We start from the raw sequence: 17,883 nt of genomic DNA, 5'->3' as shown, positions 1-17,883 counted from the left end.
CGGATCAGTTCGCATGACCTCGCCTTCCCAAACCGTCCCCGAATGGCTTGCTGCCATGCGACGATTCTTCGCCAGGCCGAAGGGATGGTTCATCGTGCTGATGGCGCTCTGGTGGGTGCTGCTGGCGGTCTTCTATCTGGTACCCCAGATCGACCTTGCCGTGGCGCGCGCCTTCTTCGCCCAGGCCACCTGCGGCGACGCTATCGAACAGGGCCGTGTCTGCGGCAGTTTCCCCTATGGTACCGAAACCCTGTTCGTCCTGATCCGGCGCATCCTCTTCTACCTGCCGACGCTGGTCGCGATCTATCTCCTCTACCGGCTGATCGCCAACCTGCAGCACCACGGCACGACCTACAGCCCGCGCAAGACGCGGGATTATTCCATCGCCCTGATCTCGTTCCTGATCGGCCCGTATGTGTTGGTCAACCTGATCCTGAAGCAGGTCTCCAACCGGCCCCGCCCCTACGAAACCGACTTTTTCGGCGGCAAGGACGTGTTCACGCCGGCCGGCGATTTCGGCGGGGCCTGCGCCGGCAACTGTTCCTTCATTTCCGGCGAGGCGGCGGGCGCCGGATGGCTGGCCTGCCTCATCGTTTTGCTGCCGAAACCGCTGCGCCCGGTGCTCGGCCCGCCGCTGATCGCCATCTCGCTGATCTCGCCGGCGCTCAGGACCTCCTTCGGCGGCCACTATTTTTCGGACGTGACGCTCGGGTGGTTGTCGTCGCTGGTGGTCTATGCGGGCGTAGCTGCGTGTTTCGAAATGTCACAGCGAAGAAGAAAACGGAATTCGCAAACAAATTTGTGACGCAGGCCCTGTCGCAAAGCTGATCTCAATCGCTTAGATAGGCGCGACCGTCATCTCGGGGCAATCTGTCGTCACTATCCCCCGGGTGACGTTGTGCAGGGTATCTAGGCCGGAATGAAGCTTCTCGAAGTCTACATATTGCGCCGGATTTTTCAGATGTTCCTGGTGACGCTCCTGCCGGTGCTCACCATCATCTGGACCATCCAGGTGCTGGGACGCATCAACCTGGTCACCGATACCGGCCAGTCGATGGGCTCGTTCGCGACTCTCGCCACCTACATCCTGCCCACCATCATCCCCGTCGTGCTGCCCTTCGCGCTCGTCATCGGCATCACCCAGACGCTGACGGCAATGAACAACGATTCGGAACTGCCGGTCATCGACGCGGCCGGCGCGTCGCGCAGCATCATCTACCGGCCGGTGCTGGTGCTCGGGCTCGCGCTCAGCCTGTTCTCCTTCCTGGTGACGAATTTCGTCGAGCCGCCTTCTCGCGTCGCGGCCCGCCAGATGGTTGCCGCCGCCTATGCCGACCTGCTCTCCTCGGTGATCGAGGAAAAGACCTTCCGCAGCATCGAGCCGGGACTCTACGTGCAGATCTCGGAGCGCCATTCCGGCCGCGTGCTCAAAGGCCTGTTCGTCGTCGATTATCGTGACCCGAATTTCGACCTCATCTATTACGCCCGCGAGGGATCGATCGACGAAAGCGGCACGTCGCTCACGATGCGTGACGGCGAGGTCCACCGCAAATCCGCCGACGGACGCATCTCGATCATCAAATTCGTCTCCTATGCCTTCGACCTGTCGGCGATGGCGAAGGCGGAAGGCGGTCTGCCGCAATATTCGACCGACCGCAGCCTCGCCTTCCTGCTGAACCCGGATCCGAGCGACCCGGTCTACCAGAAATCACCGGATGCCTACCGGTCGGAACTGCACAGGCGCTTGTCCGACTGGCTTTTCCCGATCACCTTCGCGCTGATCTCGCTGGTGATTGCCGGCAGCACCCGGTCGCACCGGCAGACCCGGGTCCATCCAATGGTGTTTGCGCTGTTCCTCGCCTTTGGCGTGCGCTGGCTCGGGTTCTCGGCCACCAACATGGTCGAACGCCATCCGCTCTACACCCCGCTCCCCTATGCGGTGCCGATCGTCTTCTCGCTGATCTCGATCTTCATGCTTGCCACCAACAGACAGTTCTCGGCGCCGCGCTTCGTGGCTCGCGGCATGTCGCGCCTGGCCGGCAGCCTGCAGCGGCGCATGCCCGCCTCGCGGACTTCGGGCGGAGGCACGGCATGATCTTCACGACGCTCGGCCGGTATTTCTTCCGTCGTTATATCATCACAGCGCTCTGGTTCCTGCTCGGCGTCGGCGCCATCATCTTCCTCGCCGACTTCAGCGAAACCAGCCGCCGCATGTCGGGCTTCAGCGGCTACACGGTGTCGGCCGGGCTGGCGATGACCGCAATGCGCGTACCGCTCATCCTGCAGCAGACCATCCCGACGCTCAGCCTGTTCATCGGCATGACGGTGCTGATCGCGCTCAACCGCCGCTACGAGTTGGTGGTGACACGCGCCGCCGGCATTTCCGTCTGGCAGTTCATCTCGCCCTTCGTCATCGGAGCGTTTCTGATCGGGCTCGCCACCTTGCTTGTGATCAATCCGCTCGCGGCCTGGGGCCAGCGCGAATCCGCTTCCATGGAGGCAAGCTGGCGCGAAGCGAGCAACCGCTCCCGGGCATCCACCTTCATTCCCTGGATCCGCCAGATCAGCGGCGACGACGATACGGTCATCGGCGCCAAGAGCTATCAGGAGAAGGGAACGCTGCTTGTCGACGTGGTGGCTTTCCAGTTCGACAAGGATGGCCGCGTAATCCTGCGGCAGGATGCCAAGACGGCAAAATTGGAAGATGGTTACTGGCTGCTTAACGAGGTTCTGGAAAACCGGCCGGGCGAAATTCCGGTGCGTCGCGAGACAGCACAGGTTCGCACCAACTTGAAGCGGGAATATATCCAAGAGAGCCTTGCGCAGCCTGATACTGTTGCGTTTTTTGATCTTTCCAGAAAAATCGAGGTCAGCAAATCTTTCGGCATTCCCACAAAGGCGCTCGAGACGCAGTACCACTCGCTTCTCTCTCTGCCGATCCTGCTCGTGGCAATGACTCTCATTGCTGCAACAGTCTCATTAAAATTCAGTCGGTTCGCCCAGTCCCGCTCCGTGATTCTGGGTGGAATAGTTTCTGGCTTCGTGCTTTATGTCGTCACGGTGCTTGTGAAGGCATTCGGGAGCAGCGGGGCAATTCCTCCTTTCGTGGCGGTCTGGATTCCAGTGATCGTCGCGACGGCACTGGGGACGACGATTCTGCTTCATCAGGAGGATGGCTAGTGGCGGTAAGTGACCGCAAACATATAAGACGGCTCGCCGCCGCCCTGCTGACAGGTGTGTCTGTATGCGTATTCGGCGTATCCGCAACGGTCGTGCAGGCTCAGGGTCTGGTGCCTCAGGCAGCTGATGGCGCCAAGATGCTGCTGCGCGCCAATGAACTCGTCTATAATCAGGACGCCGAAGTGGTCACCGCGACCGGTGGCGTGCAAATCTATTACAACCGCTACAAGATGGTGGCGCAGCGCGTTCAGTACGATCAGAAGAGCGGCCGCGTCATGGCGACCGGTAATATCGAGCTGATCGAGCCGGGCGGCAGCCGCGTCTATGCCGAACAGCTGGACGTCACCGACAGCTTCGGCGAAGGTTTCATCAACGCGCTCCGCGTCGAGACCACCGACAATACCCGCCTTGCCGCCGAGAGCGCCGAGCGCCAGCCTGGCGACTTGATGGTGCTCAACAATACCGTTTATACGGCCTGCCTTCCCTGCACCCAGACGCCGGGCAAGGCTCCGCTCTGGCAGGTCAAGGCGCAACGGGTGGTCCGCAATGGCCAGACCCATACGATTCGGCTTGAAAATGCCCAGTTCGAACTGTTCGGCCTGCCGATCGGTCGTCTGCCCTTCGCGATCGAGGTGCCGGACGAAACGGTCGAGCGCAAGTCGGGCCTTCTGTTCCCGCAATACAGCGCGAGCGACAACCTCGGCTTCGGCGTAACTGTACCTTACTATCACGTGTTCTCGCCGAGCATGGATGCGACGCTCAGCCCCACCTATTATTCCAATCAGGGCCTGCTGCTTCAGGGCGAGATCCGCAACAAGTTCGAGACCGGTGAACATACGTTCCGCTTCGCCGGGATCCACCAGAACGATCCGGAAGCCTTCGATCCGAATACCAGCGACCGGGCTGCGAACAACCGCCTCATGGCCGCCTCCAAGGGCGAGTTCAAGATCAATCCGCGCTGGACATTCGGCTGGAATGTCATGACCCAGAGCGACAACAATTTTTCGCGGACCTACAAGCTGACGGGCGTCGGCGGCGGCACGTTCACCAACGACGTCTATCTCACCGGGCTGGGGACGCGGAACTACTTCGACCTGCACAGCTATTACTTCAACATCCAGGACGACACCTACAGCAACACGGCCGAACAGAAGCAGGCGATCGTCTATCCATCGCTCGACTACACCTACTACGCGCCGGAACCGATCCTCGGCGGCGAGTTTTCGGTCACCTCCAACATTACCAACCTGTCCCGTCGCGAAGACGACTGGTACAGGGACGGCACGACCAATCGTTTCCCCGGTCTTGAAGGCAGCTACAGCCGCTTGACCGTGGAAGCCGAATGGAAGCGCACCTTCAATACGCTCGACGGCCTGCTGCTGACGCCGATCCTCGCCGCCCGCGGCGACGGCATCCGCCATACCGGTTCCGGCACGCCGGGGGCCTATTTCGGTGACATGGAGACTGAAGGCGCCAACGGCCGTTACATGCTCACGGCCGGCCTTGAAGCCCGTTATCCGATCCTGCTGACCACCGAAAACAGCAGCCATATCATAGAGCCTATTGCACAGATCTTCGCGCGTCCCGATGAGCAGATGGCCGGCGGATTGCCGAACGAGGATGCGCAGAGCTTCGTCTTCGACGCCACCAGCCTGTTCGAGCGCGACAAGTTCTCGGGCTTCGACCGTGTCGAAGGCGGCACGCGCGCCAATGTCGGCCTGCGTTACACCGGCACCTTCGCCAATGGCATCGGCGTGCGCAGCATTGTCGGCCAGTCCTACCAGATCGCCGGCCAGAACTCGTTCGCGACCGAGGACCTGGTTCAGGCAGGCGCCAATTCCGGTCTCGAAACGCGCCGGTCCGATTATGTCGCGATGGCGGCCATCGACCTGCCGCAGGGCTTTACGATCGGGGCAAACGCCCGCTTCGACGAGAAGACGTTCGCGATCAAGCGCACCGATGCCTCGCTTGGCTACACGACGCCGCGGGTAAGCGGCACGCTGGTCTACACGCAGGTCGATGCTCAGCCGGAATACGGTTCAGACGACGCAAGAGACGTGCTGAAGCACTCGATGAGCTTCCGGATCAACGAAAACTGGGCGCTTGCCGGCACGGCGACCTGGGATCTCACGGACAAGGAACTGATCCGGCGCGGCATCGGCATCAGCTATGCGGACGAGTGCACGATCTTCACGCTTGCCTATACGGACAAGCCGTCGGACACGGCCGCCAACGACTGGACCGTCAGCGCACGCCTGAGCTTCCGCACGCTCGGCGACATCAGTGTCGGCTCGACCGAAGGTTTCGATCAGGACTACCGCTACTGACACAGCGGCTCGTCCGATCGGTCGATTGTCATCGTTTCGCCGCAAGAATTGTGCAAGCGGTCGCAAATAGAGTATGAAATGCGAGGCCGGTCGGGCTCAAGTGCCCACCGGGGCGGGAAAAGGGATTGGTATGATGTTCGCAATGACCGCAACGCGCAAGCTGGTGCTGGCCGCAGCCGTCCTGGCTGCCTCGGTCGTCATGCAGCCCGCCGTGCAGCAGGCGCAGGCCGCAAGCGAAGTCGCAGCCGTCGTCAACAGGACGGCGATCACCAGCACCGACGTCAGCAGGCGCGTCGCTTTCCTGCGCCTTCAGCGCCAGAAGGCCGATGCCAAGACCGCGCGTGAGGCGCTGGTGGATGAAACCCTGAAGCGCCAGGAAATCTCCCGCGTGAAGATGTCGGTCAGCACCGAGGACGTCGACAAGGCCTTCGAGCGGTTTGCCGCCGGCAACAAGCTGAGCGTGGCGCAGATGAGCCAGATCCTCGACAAAGCCGGCGTCGGCGTCGAGCATTTCAAGAATTACATCGCCGTGCAGATGAGCTGGCCACGACTGGTCAACGCACGCTACGGCGGTTCGCGCGGACGCATGTCGAGCCAGGAACTCGTCACGCGCATGATGGAGAACAAGGAAAAGCCGGTCACGACCGAATATTTCCTGCAGCAAGTGATCTTCGTCGTGCCGCCGGCCAAGCGCAACGCCATTCTCGCCAAGCGCCAGAAGGAAGCAAACGCCGCGCGCTCAAAATTCCCGGGCTGCGAGCAGTCGAGGGATTTCGCCGCGACCATGCTGGACGTGTCGATCCGCGACCTCGGCCGCGTCCTCGCCCCCGAACTGCCGGCCGACTGGAAGCCGCTGATCGAGAAGACGACCGATGGCGGCACGACGGGCACCCGCGTCACCGAACGCGGCGTCGAGTTCCTGGCCATCTGCAAACAGCGCCAGGTGTCGGACGATCTCGCGGCAGAAGTCGTCTTCCGCGCCGAGGATCTCGGCAAGGAAAAGAAGGGCGCCCCAGACCCCAACGACAAGAAATATCTCGATGACCTGCGCAGCAAGGCGCAGATCGAGTATCGTTGAGAATATCGCTGATCGCGACACTTAAGTCATTTTCGGAGCCGTAATGCCTCTCGACCGTCCGCTTGCGTTGACCCAGGGCGATCCTGCCGGCATCGGCCCCGATATCACGCTTGTCGCCTGGGCCTCGCGCCAGGCACATGACCTGCCGCCCTTCCTCTTCCTCGGCGATCCGGCCGTGCTCAAGGCACGTGCCGTGATGCTCGGCCTCGACGTGCCGATCCGGGAGGCGGATAGCGACAGCGCGATGTCGATCTTCGACGACGCCCTACCCGTGCTGCCAATTGCCGCCGGCGCAGAGATCGCCGCCGGACAACCGCATGTGGCGACCGCCAAGGGAACGATCCAGGCGATCGAGACCGCCGTTTCGCTCTCGCTTGCAGGCAAGGCCGCCGGCACCGTCACCAATCCGATCGCCAAATCCATTCTCTACCAGGCTGGCTTCGGTTTTCCCGGCCATACGGAGTTCCTGGCCTCCCTCGCCGAGCGCGCCATTGGAAAAAAAGTCCTGCCGATGATGATGCTGGCGGGGCCGAAACTCCGGGCGATCCCGGTCACCATCCACATCCCGATCGCCCGAGTCCCGGCAGCCCTCACCGAGGAGCTGATCGCCGAGACCTGCCGCATCGCCCATCACGATCTCAAGACCCGCTTCGGCATCGACAAGCCGCGGCTTGCGGTCGCAGGCCTCAACCCGCATGCGGGCGAGGACGGGGCGATCGGCCGCGAGGACCAGGACATCATCCATCCGGCGATCTTCAAGCTGCGGGCCGAGGGCCTGCACGTGTTCGGGCCGCTGCCGGCCGACACGATGTTTCACGACGAGGCGCGCGCCCGTTACGACGTGGCGATCTGCATGTATCACGATCAGGCGCTGATCCCCGCCAAGGCGCTCGGCTTCGATACCTCGGTCAACGTCACGCTCGGCCTGCCCTTCATCCGCACCTCGCCGGACCATGGCACCGCGTTCGGCATTGCAGGCCAGGGTGTGGCCCGCGAGACGAGCCTCGTCGAGGCGATCAAGCTCGCCGGCAATCTCGCATCGAAGTCGAAAGCCGCCTGATGGCCACTCTGGACGGCTTGCCGCCGCTGCGTTACGTGATCCAGCGTCACGGGCTCGATGCTAAAAAGGCGCTCGGCCAGAATTTCCTTCTCGACCTCAACCTAACCCAGAAGATCGCCCGCAGCGCCGGACCGCTTGCAGATGCGACGGTCTTCGAGGTTGGCCCCGGCCCCGGCGGCCTCACCCGCGCCATCCTGTCGCTCGGCGCCAAAAAAGTGATCGCCGTCGAACGGGACAGCCGCTGCCTGCCGGCACTCGCCGAAATCGGCGACCACTATCCCGGCCGGCTGGAGGTGATCGAAGGCGACGCCCTGAAGACCGACTTTACGGCGCTGGCGCCCGAAGGCCCGGTGAAGATCATCGCCAACCTGCCCTACAATGTCGGCACCCAGCTTCTCATCAACTGGCTGCTGCCCTCGCCGGACCGATGGCCGCCCTTCTGGGAAAGCCTGACGCTGATGTTCCAGAAGGAAGTCGGCCAGCGGATCGTCGCCGACGAGGATGACGACCATTACGGCCGCCTTGGCGTGCTCGCGGGCTGGCGCACCGATGCGCACATGGTCTTCGACGTACCGCCGCAGGCATTCTCGCCGCCGCCGAAGGTCACCTCGACGGTCGTGCACCTGACGCCCCGGACAAATCCCCTACCCTGCGACGTCGCCAAGCTGGAGCGCGTCACCCACGCCGCCTTCGGCCAGCGCCGCAAGATGCTGCGCCAGAGCGTCAAGTCGCTCGGCGGCGAGGCGCTATTGGTGAAAGCCGGCATCGACCCGGCGAGGCGGGCGGAGACGCTGTCGGTGGAAGAGTTTGTCAGGTTGGCGAACAGCCTTTGAGCTGCGGCCAAGACCGCTTTCGGCCCGAAGCGGACAGTCTACTTTTACGTCGACCTTCAGGATTGGATGACACTCTGGCTGGTCGCCATGGACGCCAAATGTGTCGGGCTAGTCCCCGTCTGTCTTTTGAACATGGCAATAAACGCCGACGCGCTGCTGTAGCCCAGTTCGTTCGCGATCGATTGAACCGATTTACCATCTTCGATGAGCGAAAGCGAAGCGACCAGCTTCAGCCTCTGGCGCCATTCGTTGAACGATATTCCAAGCTGTCCCTGAAACCGCCTCGACAAGGTTTTTTCGGTAGTGCCGAGAGATCGTGCCCATTCTGCGAGAGACTTCCGATCGCTGGCATTTGCCTGAAGTGCATGGATGACGGGACGGAGCAGTTCATCGTCCGATATGGGTAGAAAGCTCTCCCGCCTTGGAGCCTTGAGCAACTGGTCGACCAGAACGAAGGCAAGTCGCCGATCGGCATCCGTCTCGGGCACTGTGATCCGACGATCGGCGAAGTCAGCGAGGATAGCCTTGATCAACGGGCTGAGTGCAAGCGTGCAGGGTCTTTCCGGCATGTTGGTGCAAAGACTGCTGTCGATGTAGATCGACACGAATTTGACGTTCTCGCGATTGTGGCACGCGTGCAAGGCATCGGCGGGGATCCATGTAGCGTAGTGCGGCGGACAGAGAAATCGCCTGCCCTCCACTTTCGCTTCAACCACGCCCTTCACCGCGTAACCCACCTTGCACCAGGGCTGCCGTCTTTCTTGAAATACAGATCCGGCCTCATAGTTTTCCGTCCGGAATGAGAGGGGGGCCGGTGTCTCTCCAGCGGCGATTTCAGTCTTCATGATCCGTCCGATCGCAACTGCTCGATGTCCTTTTATTGCTATATATTGATAATTGGACATTTGCTAGCAAAAGCCTTCATCAGCAAGGAGGCTTCTTGTGCCTATCAAATATCTTCTATTCGCCCTGCTCGCGGTGTTCATCTGGGTTGGAAACACCATCGTCAGCAAGCTCGCAGCAGGCGCGATCGCCCCAGGCGATATCGCCTTCGAGCGCTGGTTTATTGCCCTGGTCATCTTGACGCCGATCGTCGGGCGCGACGTTTGGCGTCACCGCAGAACAGTTGCAACCTACTTTCCAAAACTGGTCGTTCTAGGCCTGCTCGGCATGGCGGCATGCCAAGGGCTCGGCTATTATGCGGCCGCGTTCACCTCGGCAACCAACATAGCGATCATGCTGTCGCTTGTTCCACTGCTGACCCTGATCCTGAGCATCGTCTTCCTGGGCGACAAACCATCCAGCCTTGCGATGCTTGGCGGCCTTATTTCCCTTTTCGGGATCTTCGTTGTGCTGGGTCAGGGCGAGCCATCACGCCTCCTGTCGCAAGGCGTGGGCCGTGGAGATGCGATCATGCTGATCGCAGTGCTCGCCTATGCCGGTTATGGAATTCTTCTCAAGCGCTGGGCTATTCCGCTGGCCATGTGGACGTCCATCTACGTCCAGATCTGCACTGCGGTGGTGTTCCTCATCCCAACCTACCTAATGTCAGCACCGTCGACTTTTAACATGTCAAACACGGCCATGGTCCTTTATGCGGCGCTTCCTGGCTCCATCCTTGCCCCATTCGTATGGATGTCAGCGGTCAAGCATCTGGGGGCAGCCCGGACGGCAATCTTCATGAACCTGATCCCGATCTTGACAGCCATCGTCGCCGCTGTCTTTCTCGGAGAGACCTTGCATGTCTACCATCTCGTTGGCGGTGGCATGACCATCGTGGGGATCATCCTGGTCCAACGGAAAGCGACGAGGACGCAGTTGGGCGTGAAGGCATTGGCTGAATAGAAGCCAACCAAGTTCTTTCAATGGAGACATGCGGTGTCTTTTCGGCACTCAACATTCGTTTTATCGAAATTTTCAACGACAAGCGCATGTCTCCTCTTGGCGCGAAACTGCCACCGCAACCAGAATCCTTCAAGTTTAGAGCGCGGGGTTCAGGCCGGCGGCTGCCGCCCGAGATTGTTGAGTTCCGGAAACGAGTAGTATTTGAGGCGGCGGTCCTGGCAACGGATATCGTCGAGCGTGTAGCCCAAAATCTTTCCGTCGCGCATGGATACACCGTAACGAGCGGGATAATTATACTGCCGTCCAAAGCCGGAAACGCAGAAGGCGTAGATATTCTTCTCCGGCTTGAGCAGGACGATGCTTGAAATCTGCGCGCCGTAGATGTCCTGGCCGCGGAAACCCATCCGATAGGCAGTTCTCAGCACCTCCCGCTTCACGGAAGCCGTCGGCGGTGTCTGCGACGATGCAACGCTTTCCGGCACGGATGTCTGACAGCCCGTCAACAGCAATAAGCCCGCGAATGCGGCAAGCATAAATTTCATGAATATCCCCGGTCACCTTTAGTAGACAGGGATCATACAGAACCGGATCAAGCGGTCTACTCACTGCGCCATTGTCGCGCGAAACACTTGGAGCGTGTGGACATGCTGCAACGTCATGACCTGAAGAGGTTGCGATCTCCGCTTCTGAGCGCAAGCGGTCCCGTTATTCCTCACATTTGGCGTGTAAACCGCAAATGGCGGCGGTGAACCGCTAGGATTCCCTGCAACAGGCAAGCACACCACCAGCCCGCCCCCTAAAGCTTCGGCTCCTCCGTCAGCAACTCGCTCACAAAATCGAACAACCCATGCCGCCGGTCGCGGCGGATGCGTTCGGCGTTGACGATGCAGCTGACATGCCCGAAGGCCTCGTCGAGATCGTCGTTGACGATGACGTAGTCGTATTCCCGCCAGTGCTCGATCTCGGCGCGCGAGTTCAGAAGCCTGGTGCGGATCACCTCTTCGGAGTCCTCGGCGCGGCGGTGCAGGCGCGACTGCAGTTCGGTCATGGTCGGCGGCAGCACGAAGATCGAGACGACGTCGGCGGCCATCTTTTCCTGCAGCTGGCGGGCGCCCTGCCAGTCGATGTCGAACAGCATGTCGCGGCCTTCGCTCATCGCCTGTTCCACAGGCTCGCGCGGGGTGCCGTAGAAGTTGCCGTGCACTTCGGCCCATTCGAGCAGGTCGCCGGCGTCGCGCATCTTTTCGAACTGCGGCACGGTGATGAAGTGATAGTGCTTATCCGCGATTTCGCTCGGCCGCTTGGCCCGCGTGGTGACGCTGATCGAGATTTCGAGGCTGCGATCCGCATCCAGAAGATTGCGGGCGATCGTCGACTTGCCGGCGCCCGACGGCGAGGAAAGAACCAGCATCAATCCGCGCCGGGCGATCTTCACGGCCGAGGACGGCTTGCCCTGAGACGATGGGGCCGGGCTCATGTCTTACTCCAGATTCTGGACCTGTTCGCGGAACTGGTCGATGACGACTTTCAATTCGATGCCGGCGGACGTGACCGCGGCCGAATTGGACTTCGAACAGATAGTATTCGATTCCCGGTTAAATTCCTGTGCAAGGAAATCGAGCCGGCGGCCAACCGGGCCGCCCTTGTCTATAAGCTCGCCCGCGGCCGCGACATGCGCCTTCAGCCGATCGATCTCCTCGCGCAGATCGGCCTTGGTGGCAAGCAGGGCCGCTTCCGCATGCAGCCGATCGCGGTCGAGCGTCGGCGCCTCCTGGAGAAGGGCTGCAAGCTGGAAGGAGAGCTTGCGGGCGATCTCCTCCGGCGTGCGGGAAGGGTCGGCTTCGACGATCCGAGCAAGCTCGGCGATGCGGGCGACCTGCCCCTTGAGCACGGCCGTAAGCGCCGTCCCCTCGCCTTCGCGCATTCGCTGCAGATGGCCGACCGCTTCCTCGAGGCTTGCAAGGATCGCGGCATCGCGGGCGGCAACCGTCTCCTCGTCCTCTTCCGCCTCGCGGATATCCACCAGGCCGCGAATGCCCACCAGCGTATCGAGCCTCAGCGGCGAAGGGTCGACGAGATCGCCGAGTTCGGCGCGCAGCGCCAGCACGGCCGCCAGCGCATCGCGATTCAGCACCGCTTCCACCTTGGTCTCGGCAACGGTGAGGGTAAGGCTCGCCTGCAGATTGCCGCGCGAAAACTTTTCCGAGATCAGCCGGCGGACGTCCGGCTCCAGCCGTTCGAGACCCGGCGGCAGACGCAGCCTCATATCGAGGCCTTTTCCGTTCACCGAGCGCAGTTCCCATGCATAACGGTTGCGCCCGCTCGTGCCTTCGCTGCGGGCAAAACCGGTCATGGACTGCAATGTCATCGGTGTCTCCAGATCATGCTTCAAGGAAGCGGTCAGTTGCTCTTCGGCGGCTTTTCCGCTTCGTCGCCGTCCGGCTGGCCGTCCACCACTTCCGGGTTGGCGGCGCGCTCGGATTCCATTCTGCGCCAACGGCGAACATTGGCATTGTGTTCCTCGAGGGTTGCTGCGAACACATGCCCGCCGGTGCCGTCGGCGACGAAATAGAGATCCTTGGTCCGCCAGGGATTGGCAACCGCCTGCAGCGCCGCACGGCCGGGATTGGAGATGGGCGTCGGCGGCAGGCCCTTGATCTGATAGGTGTTGTACGGCGTCTGCTTGGCAAGATCCGACTTGAAGATCGGCCGGTCGGAGGGTTTTCCCTCGCCGCCGAAGATGCCGTAGACGATCGTTGGGTCCGATTGCAGGCGCATGCCGCGCTGCAGCCGGTTGATGAAGACGGAGGCCACATGGGCGCGCTCGTCTTCCTTGCCGGTCTCCTTCTCGACGATCGAGGCGAGCACGACGAATTCTTCCTTGGTCTTGACCGGCAGGTCCGGATCGCGGCGCTCCCAGATCTGGTCCACCATCTTCTGCTGCGCAACCCGCATCTGCTGGATGATGTCGGCGCGCTTGCTGCCGCGCGAGAACTTGTAGGTATCGGGCCTCAAGCTTCCCTCGGGCGGCAGTTCGGACGGCAGGTCGCCTTCGAGCACCGTATCCTCGGCGAGACGCAGCATCATCTGGCGCACCGTCAGGCCTTCCGGCATGACGACCGAATAGAGGATCGACTTGCCCGATTCCAGGATGCCCATGATGTCCTTCATGGAGGCGCGCGCCTTGATTTCATATTCACCGGCCTTCAGCGTGTCGCCCTTGCGCAGGTAGGTCGCCGTCACGTAGCGGAAGATGCGTGCATCGGCGATGATACCGTTGCGTTCGAGATTGGTGGCGATTTCCGCAAGCCCGTTGCCGGGCCGGACCATGAAATGAGTATTGGCTTCGAGCGGGCCTGGCTGCTGGAAGGCCGAGATCATGTAGTAGAATCCGGCCACCCCGATCACGCAGAGAACCACGACCATGGTCATCACGAAATTCAGGAAGATGACGACCTGGCTGCGCGCCTTCTTGGAACGACGGGGCGGTTCCGGAACGCGTTCGGGCTTCAGGGCCTCGTTCGGCGATTTCGGAATAATCGGCCCTCTGCCATTGCCGGGCGGCAATTCACTGACATGATTCGTATCGTTCAACCGCGCCCCCCGGGGTTAACGCCCCCTACAGACTCAAATACTTGAAACCCGCTGTTTGGCCAACCAATGCGGCGAAAAACAGGTCCAGAAGATGATACGAGCCGGCTCGCGAGTCCAGCCGGCATGTGTTTCAGTACCCGAAACAATCGGTGCCCTAGAAATGAGGCATCGAGAGATCAAGCGTCGTAGCGGCGCAGCACGAGAGATGCGTTGGTGCCGCCGAAGCCGAAGGAGTTCGACAGCGCGACATTGATCTCGCGCTTGCGCGCCTTGTACGGCACGAGGTCGATCGCCGTCTCGACATCGGGATTGTCGAGGTTGAGCGTCGGCGGCGCGATGTTGTCGCGGATGGCGAGCGCCGAGAAGATCGCCTCGACCGCACCGGCGGCACCGAGAAGATGGCCGATCGCCGACTTGGTCGACGACATGGAGATCTTCGAAGCGGCATTGCCGACCAGGCGCTCGACCGCGCCGAGCTCGATCGTGTCGGCCATGGTCGAGGTGCCGTGGGCGTTGATGTAATCGATGTCTGAAGCCGAGATACCCGCGCGCTTCAGCGCCGCAGTCATGCAGCGGAACGCACCGTCACCGTCTTCCGAAGGCGCTGTGATATGGTAGGCGTCGCCGGACATGCCGTAGCCGACCACTTCCGCGTAGATCTTAGCGCCGCGTGCCTTGGCATGTTCCAGTTCTTCGAGAACGACGATGCCGGCGCCCTCGCCCATGACGAAACCGTCGCGGTCGCGGTCATAGGGGCGCGAGGCCTTCTGCGGATCGTCGTTGTGCTGCGTGGACAGCGCCTTGCAGGCGGCGAAGCCGGCGAGCGCAATGCGGCAGATCGGCGATTCCGCGCCGCCGGCGACCATCACCTCGGCATCGCCGAAGGCGATCATCCGGGCCGCGTCGCCGATTGCATGGGCACCGGTGGAGCAGGCCGTGACGACCGCATGGTTGGGACCGCGCAGCTTGTGGCGGATCGATACCTGGCCGGAGACGAGATTGATCAGCCGGCCGGGGATGAAGAACGGCGAAATACGGCGCGGCCCCTTGTCGCGCAGCGTATAGCCTGCCTCGACAATGCCCTCGAGACCGCCGATGCCCGAGCCGATCAGCACGCCGGTGGCGATCTGGTCTTCGTCGGTCTTCGGGTGCCAGCCGGCATCTTCGAGCGCCATGTCGGCTGCCGCCATGCCGTAGATGATGAAGGGATCGACCTTGCGCTGTTCCTTCGGCTCCATCCACTGGTCGACGTTGAACGTGCCATCCGAACCGTCGCCGACAGGAATGCGGCAGGCGATCTTTGCGGGAAGGTCTTCGACCTCGAATTCAGTGACGACGCGGGCGGAGTTCTCGCCGGCCAGCAAGCGCGACCAGCTGACTTCCGTTCCGCATCCGAGAGGAGATACCATGCCGGTACCGGTGATAACGACCCGTCTCATCGCCAGTGCCCTACCCTATAATTTTTTGTCGATTTTCAGGGGCCGAGCCCCAATTGCTGAAACGGCCCGAACAAGCGGGCCGTTTTCGGGACCTGCCTTGCGGCGTCATCCCCACTATGTCGGGTTGATCAGGCCTGGGCCTTCTCGATGAACTTCACAGCGTCGCCGACGGTCAGGATGGAATCGGCAGCATCGTCAGGGATTTCAACGCCGAATTCTTCCTCGAAAGCCATGACCAGTTCGACGGTGTCGAGCGAGTCCGCACCGAGATCGTCGATGAAGCTTGCGCCTTCGACGACTTTGTCGGCATCGACGCCGAGGTGGTCAATAACAATTTTCTTCACGCGTTCTGCGATATCGCTCATGTCGGTTTCCTCGACCTTTGTCTTTATCGAATGCCCGATTGGCATCCGCACCCTGTTAAAAACCTGCGACCGCCGCTTGTTCAGCGCCGATGCGGGCAAACCCGTTCTCCCCTTTTCAGGTTCCGATCCTATTGCACTCACGCAATATGACGGCCTGCATTTCAGGGTGACCATTCACAGTCATGGCCCGCTTAACATGGTTTCCGTGTTCAGCAAAGCCAGAATTTGTTCCATTGCACAGCCGCCAACAACCGATTGTAACGTGTTTCCTGACGGCGGCACTCAATCAGATCATCGCCATGCCGCCGTTGACATGCAGGGTCTGGCCGGTGACGTAGCCAGCCTCGCTGGAGGCGAGATAAAGAACCGCAGACGCTATGTCCGACCCGACGCCCATGCGCTTCATCGGGATGGCGCCGAGGATGGCCTCTTTCTGCTTGTCATTGAGCTTGCCGGTCATCGCACTGTCGATGAAGCCCGGCGCGACGCAGTTGACCGTCACGTTGCGGGTGGCGATTTCCTGGGCGAGCGACTTCGAAAACCCGATCATGCCGGCCTTGGAGGCGCAGTAATTGGTCTGGCCCGGATTGCCGGTGACGCCGACCACCGAGGTGATGTTGATGATGCGGCCGTAACGGCGGCGCATCATCGGATGGGTGAGTTCGCGGGTCAGGCGGAAGACCGCCGTCAGGTTGACTTCGAGCACCGCATCCCAGTCCTCGTCGCTCATGCGGACGAACAGGCCGTCCTTGGTGATGCCGGCATTGTTGACGAGGATGTCGACGCCTTCGAGTTCGGCTTCCGCCTTCTCGCCGAGCGCCTTCACCTCGGCGCGATCCGAGAGGTTGGCCGGGAAGATCTTGACGCGTTCGCCGAGTTCGGAGGCAAGCGCCTCGAGCTTCTCGACACGCGTGCCGTGCAGGCCGACTGTGGCACCCTGCTTGTGGAGCATCCGGGCGATCTCTTCGCCGAGCCCGCCGGTTGCGCCCGTCACCAGTGCCTTGCGGCCGGTCAAATCAAACATGATCCTGTTCCTTCGCGTATCTTTGGTTTCAGCCGAGAATGGCTGCGAGCGCGGCTTCGATATCGGCCGGCGTGTTGACGGCAATGCCGGAGATATTCTTGTCGATGCGGCGGGCAAGGCCGGTCAGCACTTTTCCCGAACCGATCTCATAAAGAGTGGTGACGCCGTTGGCGCCGAACCATTCCACCGTCTCGCGCCAGCGCACCTGGCCGGTCACCTGGGTGACCAGCAGCTTGGCGATCTCGTCGGCATCGTAGACCGGCATGGCGCGCACGTTTGCGACGACCGGCACGACCGGGTTGTTCTTCTCCACCTTGTCGAGCGCGTGGCGCATGGCGTCGGCCGCCGGCGCCATCAGGTCGCTGTGGAAGGGTGCGGAGACCGGCAGCATGATGGCGCGCTTGGCGCCCTTTTCGGTCGCAAGCGCAGCCGCCTTTTCGACAGCCGCCTTCGAGCCGGAGATGACCAGCTGGCCGCCGCCATTGTCGTTGGCGATCTGGCAGACGCCGGCATCGCGCGCTTCAGCGCAGATCGCGTCGACGTCACCGTGTTCGAGGCCGATGATCGCCGCCATGGCGCCCTGCCCGACCGGAACCGCCGACTGCATCGCATCGCCGCGGATGCGCAGCAGGCGTGCCGTATCGGCCAGCGAGAAGGTGCCGGCGGCACAGAGTGCCGAATATTCACCCAGCGAATGGCCGGCGACGAAGGCGACCTTGTCGGCGAGTTTCAGGCCGCGCGCTTCCATGACCCGGATCGCCGCGACAGAGACGGCCATCAGCGCCGGCTGCGCATTGGCGGTCAGCGTCAGCGTTTCTTCCGGGCCGTTCCACATGATGGCGGAGAGTTTCTGGCCGAGCGCCTCGTCGACTTCATCGAAGACGGCACGGGCTTCGGGAAAAGCCTCCGCCAGGTCCTTGCCCATGCCGACGGCCTGGCTGCCCTGGCCGGGGAACGTGAATGCGATCGTGCTCATGGGGATGATTTCCTTCCCTTATGTTTTGCCTCTCCATTCACATTCCGGCCCGGAGAGTCAAGGGCGGCGCAGTTTTCGGGGCCTTTTCCGGCCCGTTGTCCCCTTGCGCTTCGTCAAATCGCGCTTAGAGTGCCGCCGACTTTTTTGAGAACGGGATCTCAT

17 protein-coding genes are annotated in these 17,883 nt (G+C 61.7%); 8 read left to right on the top strand and 9 right to left on the bottom strand.

The genetic code is table 11. The features are described 5' to 3' along the window. The first annotated feature begins 13 nt into the window (after positions 1 to 13). The 7 genes from J2857_RS17265 (at position 14) to rsmA (ending at position 8,478) form a co-directional block, all read left to right on the top strand. Entirely contained in the window at positions 14 to 805 is a 792-nt protein-coding gene (locus tag J2857_RS17265) for a phosphatase PAP2 family protein (protein WP_210011309.1), read from the top strand. A 114-nt stretch (positions 806 to 919) separates the two neighbouring features. Continuing rightward, entirely contained in the window at positions 920 to 2,095 is a 1,176-nt protein-coding gene (gene lptF / locus J2857_RS17260; RefSeq protein WP_210011308.1) for an LPS export ABC transporter permease LptF, read from the top strand. Continuing rightward, positions 2,092 to 3,180: an LPS export ABC transporter permease LptG gene (lptG, locus tag J2857_RS17255; RefSeq protein WP_210011307.1), complete on the top strand. Its 1,089-nt coding sequence runs from the start codon at positions 2,092 to 2,094 to the stop codon at positions 3,178 to 3,180. Before lptF ends, lptG begins: the two co-directional genes overlap by 4 nt. Further along, complete coding sequence (locus J2857_RS17250; protein ID WP_210011306.1) at positions 3,180 to 5,507, top strand: LPS-assembly protein LptD; 2,328 nt, start codon at positions 3,180 to 3,182, stop codon at positions 5,505 to 5,507. Before lptG ends, J2857_RS17250 begins: the two co-directional genes overlap by 1 nt. Before the next feature lie 199 nt (positions 5,508 to 5,706). Next, a complete protein-coding gene (locus tag J2857_RS17245; RefSeq protein ID WP_245363545.1) occupies positions 5,707 to 6,585 on the top strand; it encodes a peptidylprolyl isomerase in 879 nt (292 codons plus the stop codon). Positions 6,586 to 6,628: 43 nt separating this feature from the next. After that, positions 6,629 to 7,645 carry a 4-hydroxythreonine-4-phosphate dehydrogenase PdxA gene (pdxA, locus tag J2857_RS17240; RefSeq protein WP_210011305.1) on the top strand — a complete coding sequence of 339 codons (1,017 nt, stop codon included), beginning with the start codon at positions 6,629 to 6,631 and terminating at the stop codon, positions 7,643 to 7,645. Continuing rightward, on the top strand, positions 7,645 to 8,478 hold the full coding sequence (rsmA, locus tag J2857_RS17235; RefSeq protein ID WP_210011304.1) for a 16S rRNA (adenine(1518)-N(6)/adenine(1519)-N(6))-dimethyltransferase RsmA: 834 nt from the start codon (positions 7,645 to 7,647) through the stop codon (positions 8,476 to 8,478). The genes pdxA and rsmA overlap by 1 nt, the downstream gene beginning before the upstream one ends. Positions 8,479 to 8,534: 56 nt before the next feature. Here rsmA and J2857_RS17230 read toward each other — a convergent pair whose 3' ends face one another. Next, positions 8,535 to 9,323, bottom strand: coding sequence for an AraC family transcriptional regulator (locus J2857_RS17230; RefSeq protein ID WP_210011303.1), 789 nt, complete (start codon positions 9,321 to 9,323; stop codon positions 8,535 to 8,537). A gap of 97 nt (positions 9,324 to 9,420) precedes the next feature. On the opposite strand from J2857_RS17230, the gene J2857_RS31410 reads away from it, so the two are divergent. After that, positions 9,421 to 10,323 (top strand): DMT family transporter, encoded by a 903-nt coding sequence (locus J2857_RS31410; RefSeq protein ID WP_210011302.1) that lies wholly within the window; start codon positions 9,421 to 9,423, stop codon positions 10,321 to 10,323. Positions 10,324 to 10,472: 149 nt separating this feature from the next. Here J2857_RS31410 and J2857_RS17220 read toward each other — a convergent pair whose 3' ends face one another. The 8 genes from J2857_RS17220 to fabD form a co-directional block, all read right to left on the bottom strand. Next, positions 10,473 to 10,865, bottom strand: a complete 393-nt coding sequence (locus J2857_RS17220; RefSeq protein ID WP_210011301.1) for a hypothetical protein — start codon at positions 10,863 to 10,865, stop codon at positions 10,473 to 10,475. A 254-nt stretch (positions 10,866 to 11,119) separates the two neighbouring features. After that, positions 11,120 to 11,800 carry a guanylate kinase gene (gene gmk / locus J2857_RS17215; RefSeq protein ID WP_210011300.1) on the bottom strand — a complete coding sequence of 227 codons (681 nt, stop codon included), beginning with the start codon at positions 11,798 to 11,800 and terminating at the stop codon, positions 11,120 to 11,122. A 3-nt stretch (positions 11,801 to 11,803) separates the two neighbouring features. Next, positions 11,804 to 12,691: a YicC/YloC family endoribonuclease gene (locus J2857_RS17210; protein ID WP_210011299.1), complete on the bottom strand. Its 888-nt coding sequence runs from the start codon at positions 12,689 to 12,691 to the stop codon at positions 11,804 to 11,806. Positions 12,692 to 12,723: 32 nt separating this feature from the next. Further along, entirely contained in the window at positions 12,724 to 13,917 is a 1,194-nt protein-coding gene (gene mltG / locus J2857_RS17205; protein ID WP_210011298.1) for an endolytic transglycosylase MltG, read from the bottom strand. Positions 13,918 to 14,093: 176 nt separating this feature from the next. Further along, positions 14,094 to 15,356 (bottom strand): beta-ketoacyl-ACP synthase II, encoded by a 1,263-nt coding sequence (gene fabF / locus J2857_RS17200; RefSeq protein ID WP_210011297.1) that lies wholly within the window; start codon positions 15,354 to 15,356, stop codon positions 14,094 to 14,096. Between the two features lie 128 nt (positions 15,357 to 15,484). Continuing rightward, positions 15,485 to 15,721: an acyl carrier protein gene (locus tag J2857_RS17195; RefSeq protein ID WP_003502080.1), complete on the bottom strand. Its 237-nt coding sequence runs from the start codon at positions 15,719 to 15,721 to the stop codon at positions 15,485 to 15,487. Between the two features lie 286 nt (positions 15,722 to 16,007). Further along, positions 16,008 to 16,745, bottom strand: a complete 738-nt coding sequence (gene fabG, locus J2857_RS17190; protein WP_210011296.1) for a 3-oxoacyl-[acyl-carrier-protein] reductase — start codon at positions 16,743 to 16,745, stop codon at positions 16,008 to 16,010. A 28-nt stretch (positions 16,746 to 16,773) separates the two neighbouring features. Then, positions 16,774 to 17,721 carry an ACP S-malonyltransferase gene (fabD, locus tag J2857_RS17185; RefSeq protein WP_210011295.1) on the bottom strand — a complete coding sequence of 316 codons (948 nt, stop codon included), beginning with the start codon at positions 17,719 to 17,721 and terminating at the stop codon, positions 16,774 to 16,776. Between the last annotated feature and the right edge of the window lie 162 nt (positions 17,722 to 17,883).

It is taken from the genome of Neorhizobium galegae (assembly GCF_017877055.1).
Lineage (GTDB): Bacteria > Pseudomonadota > Alphaproteobacteria > Rhizobiales > Rhizobiaceae > Neorhizobium > Neorhizobium galegae_D.
This window is presented reverse-complemented; position numbering and strand designations above follow the sequence as displayed.

Bases quoted from the DNA above. Each gene is read 5' to 3' on its own strand.
- J2857_RS17265 (WP_210011309.1), top strand. From the start codon at position 14: ATGACCTCGCCTTCCCAAACCGTCCCCGAATGGCTTGCTGCCATGCGA.
- lptF (WP_210011308.1), top strand. From the start codon at position 920: ATGAAGCTTCTCGAAGTCTACATATTGCGCCGGATTTTTCAGATGTTC.
- lptG (WP_210011307.1), top strand. From the start codon at position 2,092: ATGATCTTCACGACGCTCGGCCGGTATTTCTTCCGTCGTTATATCATC.
- J2857_RS17245 (WP_245363545.1), top strand. From the start codon at position 5,707: ATGCAGCCCGCCGTGCAGCAGGCGCAGGCCGCAAGCGAAGTCGCAGCC.
- pdxA (WP_210011305.1), top strand. From the start codon at position 6,629: ATGCCTCTCGACCGTCCGCTTGCGTTGACCCAGGGCGATCCTGCCGGC.
- rsmA (WP_210011304.1), top strand. From the start codon at position 7,645: ATGGCCACTCTGGACGGCTTGCCGCCGCTGCGTTACGTGATCCAGCGT.
- J2857_RS17230 (WP_210011303.1), bottom strand. From the start codon at position 9,323: ATGAAGACTGAAATCGCCGCTGGAGAGACACCGGCCCCCCTCTCATTC.
- J2857_RS17220 (WP_210011301.1), bottom strand. From the start codon at position 10,865: ATGAAATTTATGCTTGCCGCATTCGCGGGCTTATTGCTGTTGACGGGC.
- gmk (WP_210011300.1), bottom strand. From the start codon at position 11,800: ATGAGCCCGGCCCCATCGTCTCAGGGCAAGCCGTCCTCGGCCGTGAAG.
- J2857_RS17210 (WP_210011299.1), bottom strand. From the start codon at position 12,691: ATGACATTGCAGTCCATGACCGGTTTTGCCCGCAGCGAAGGCACGAGC.
- fabF (WP_210011297.1), bottom strand. From the start codon at position 15,356: ATGAGACGGGTCGTTATCACCGGTACCGGCATGGTATCTCCTCTCGGA.
- J2857_RS17195 (WP_003502080.1), bottom strand. From the start codon at position 15,721: ATGAGCGATATCGCAGAACGCGTGAAGAAAATTGTTATTGACCACCTC.
- fabG (WP_210011296.1), bottom strand. From the start codon at position 16,745: ATGTTTGATTTGACCGGCCGCAAGGCACTGGTGACGGGCGCAACCGGC.
- fabD (WP_210011295.1), bottom strand. From the start codon at position 17,721: ATGAGCACGATCGCATTCACGTTCCCCGGCCAGGGCAGCCAGGCCGTC.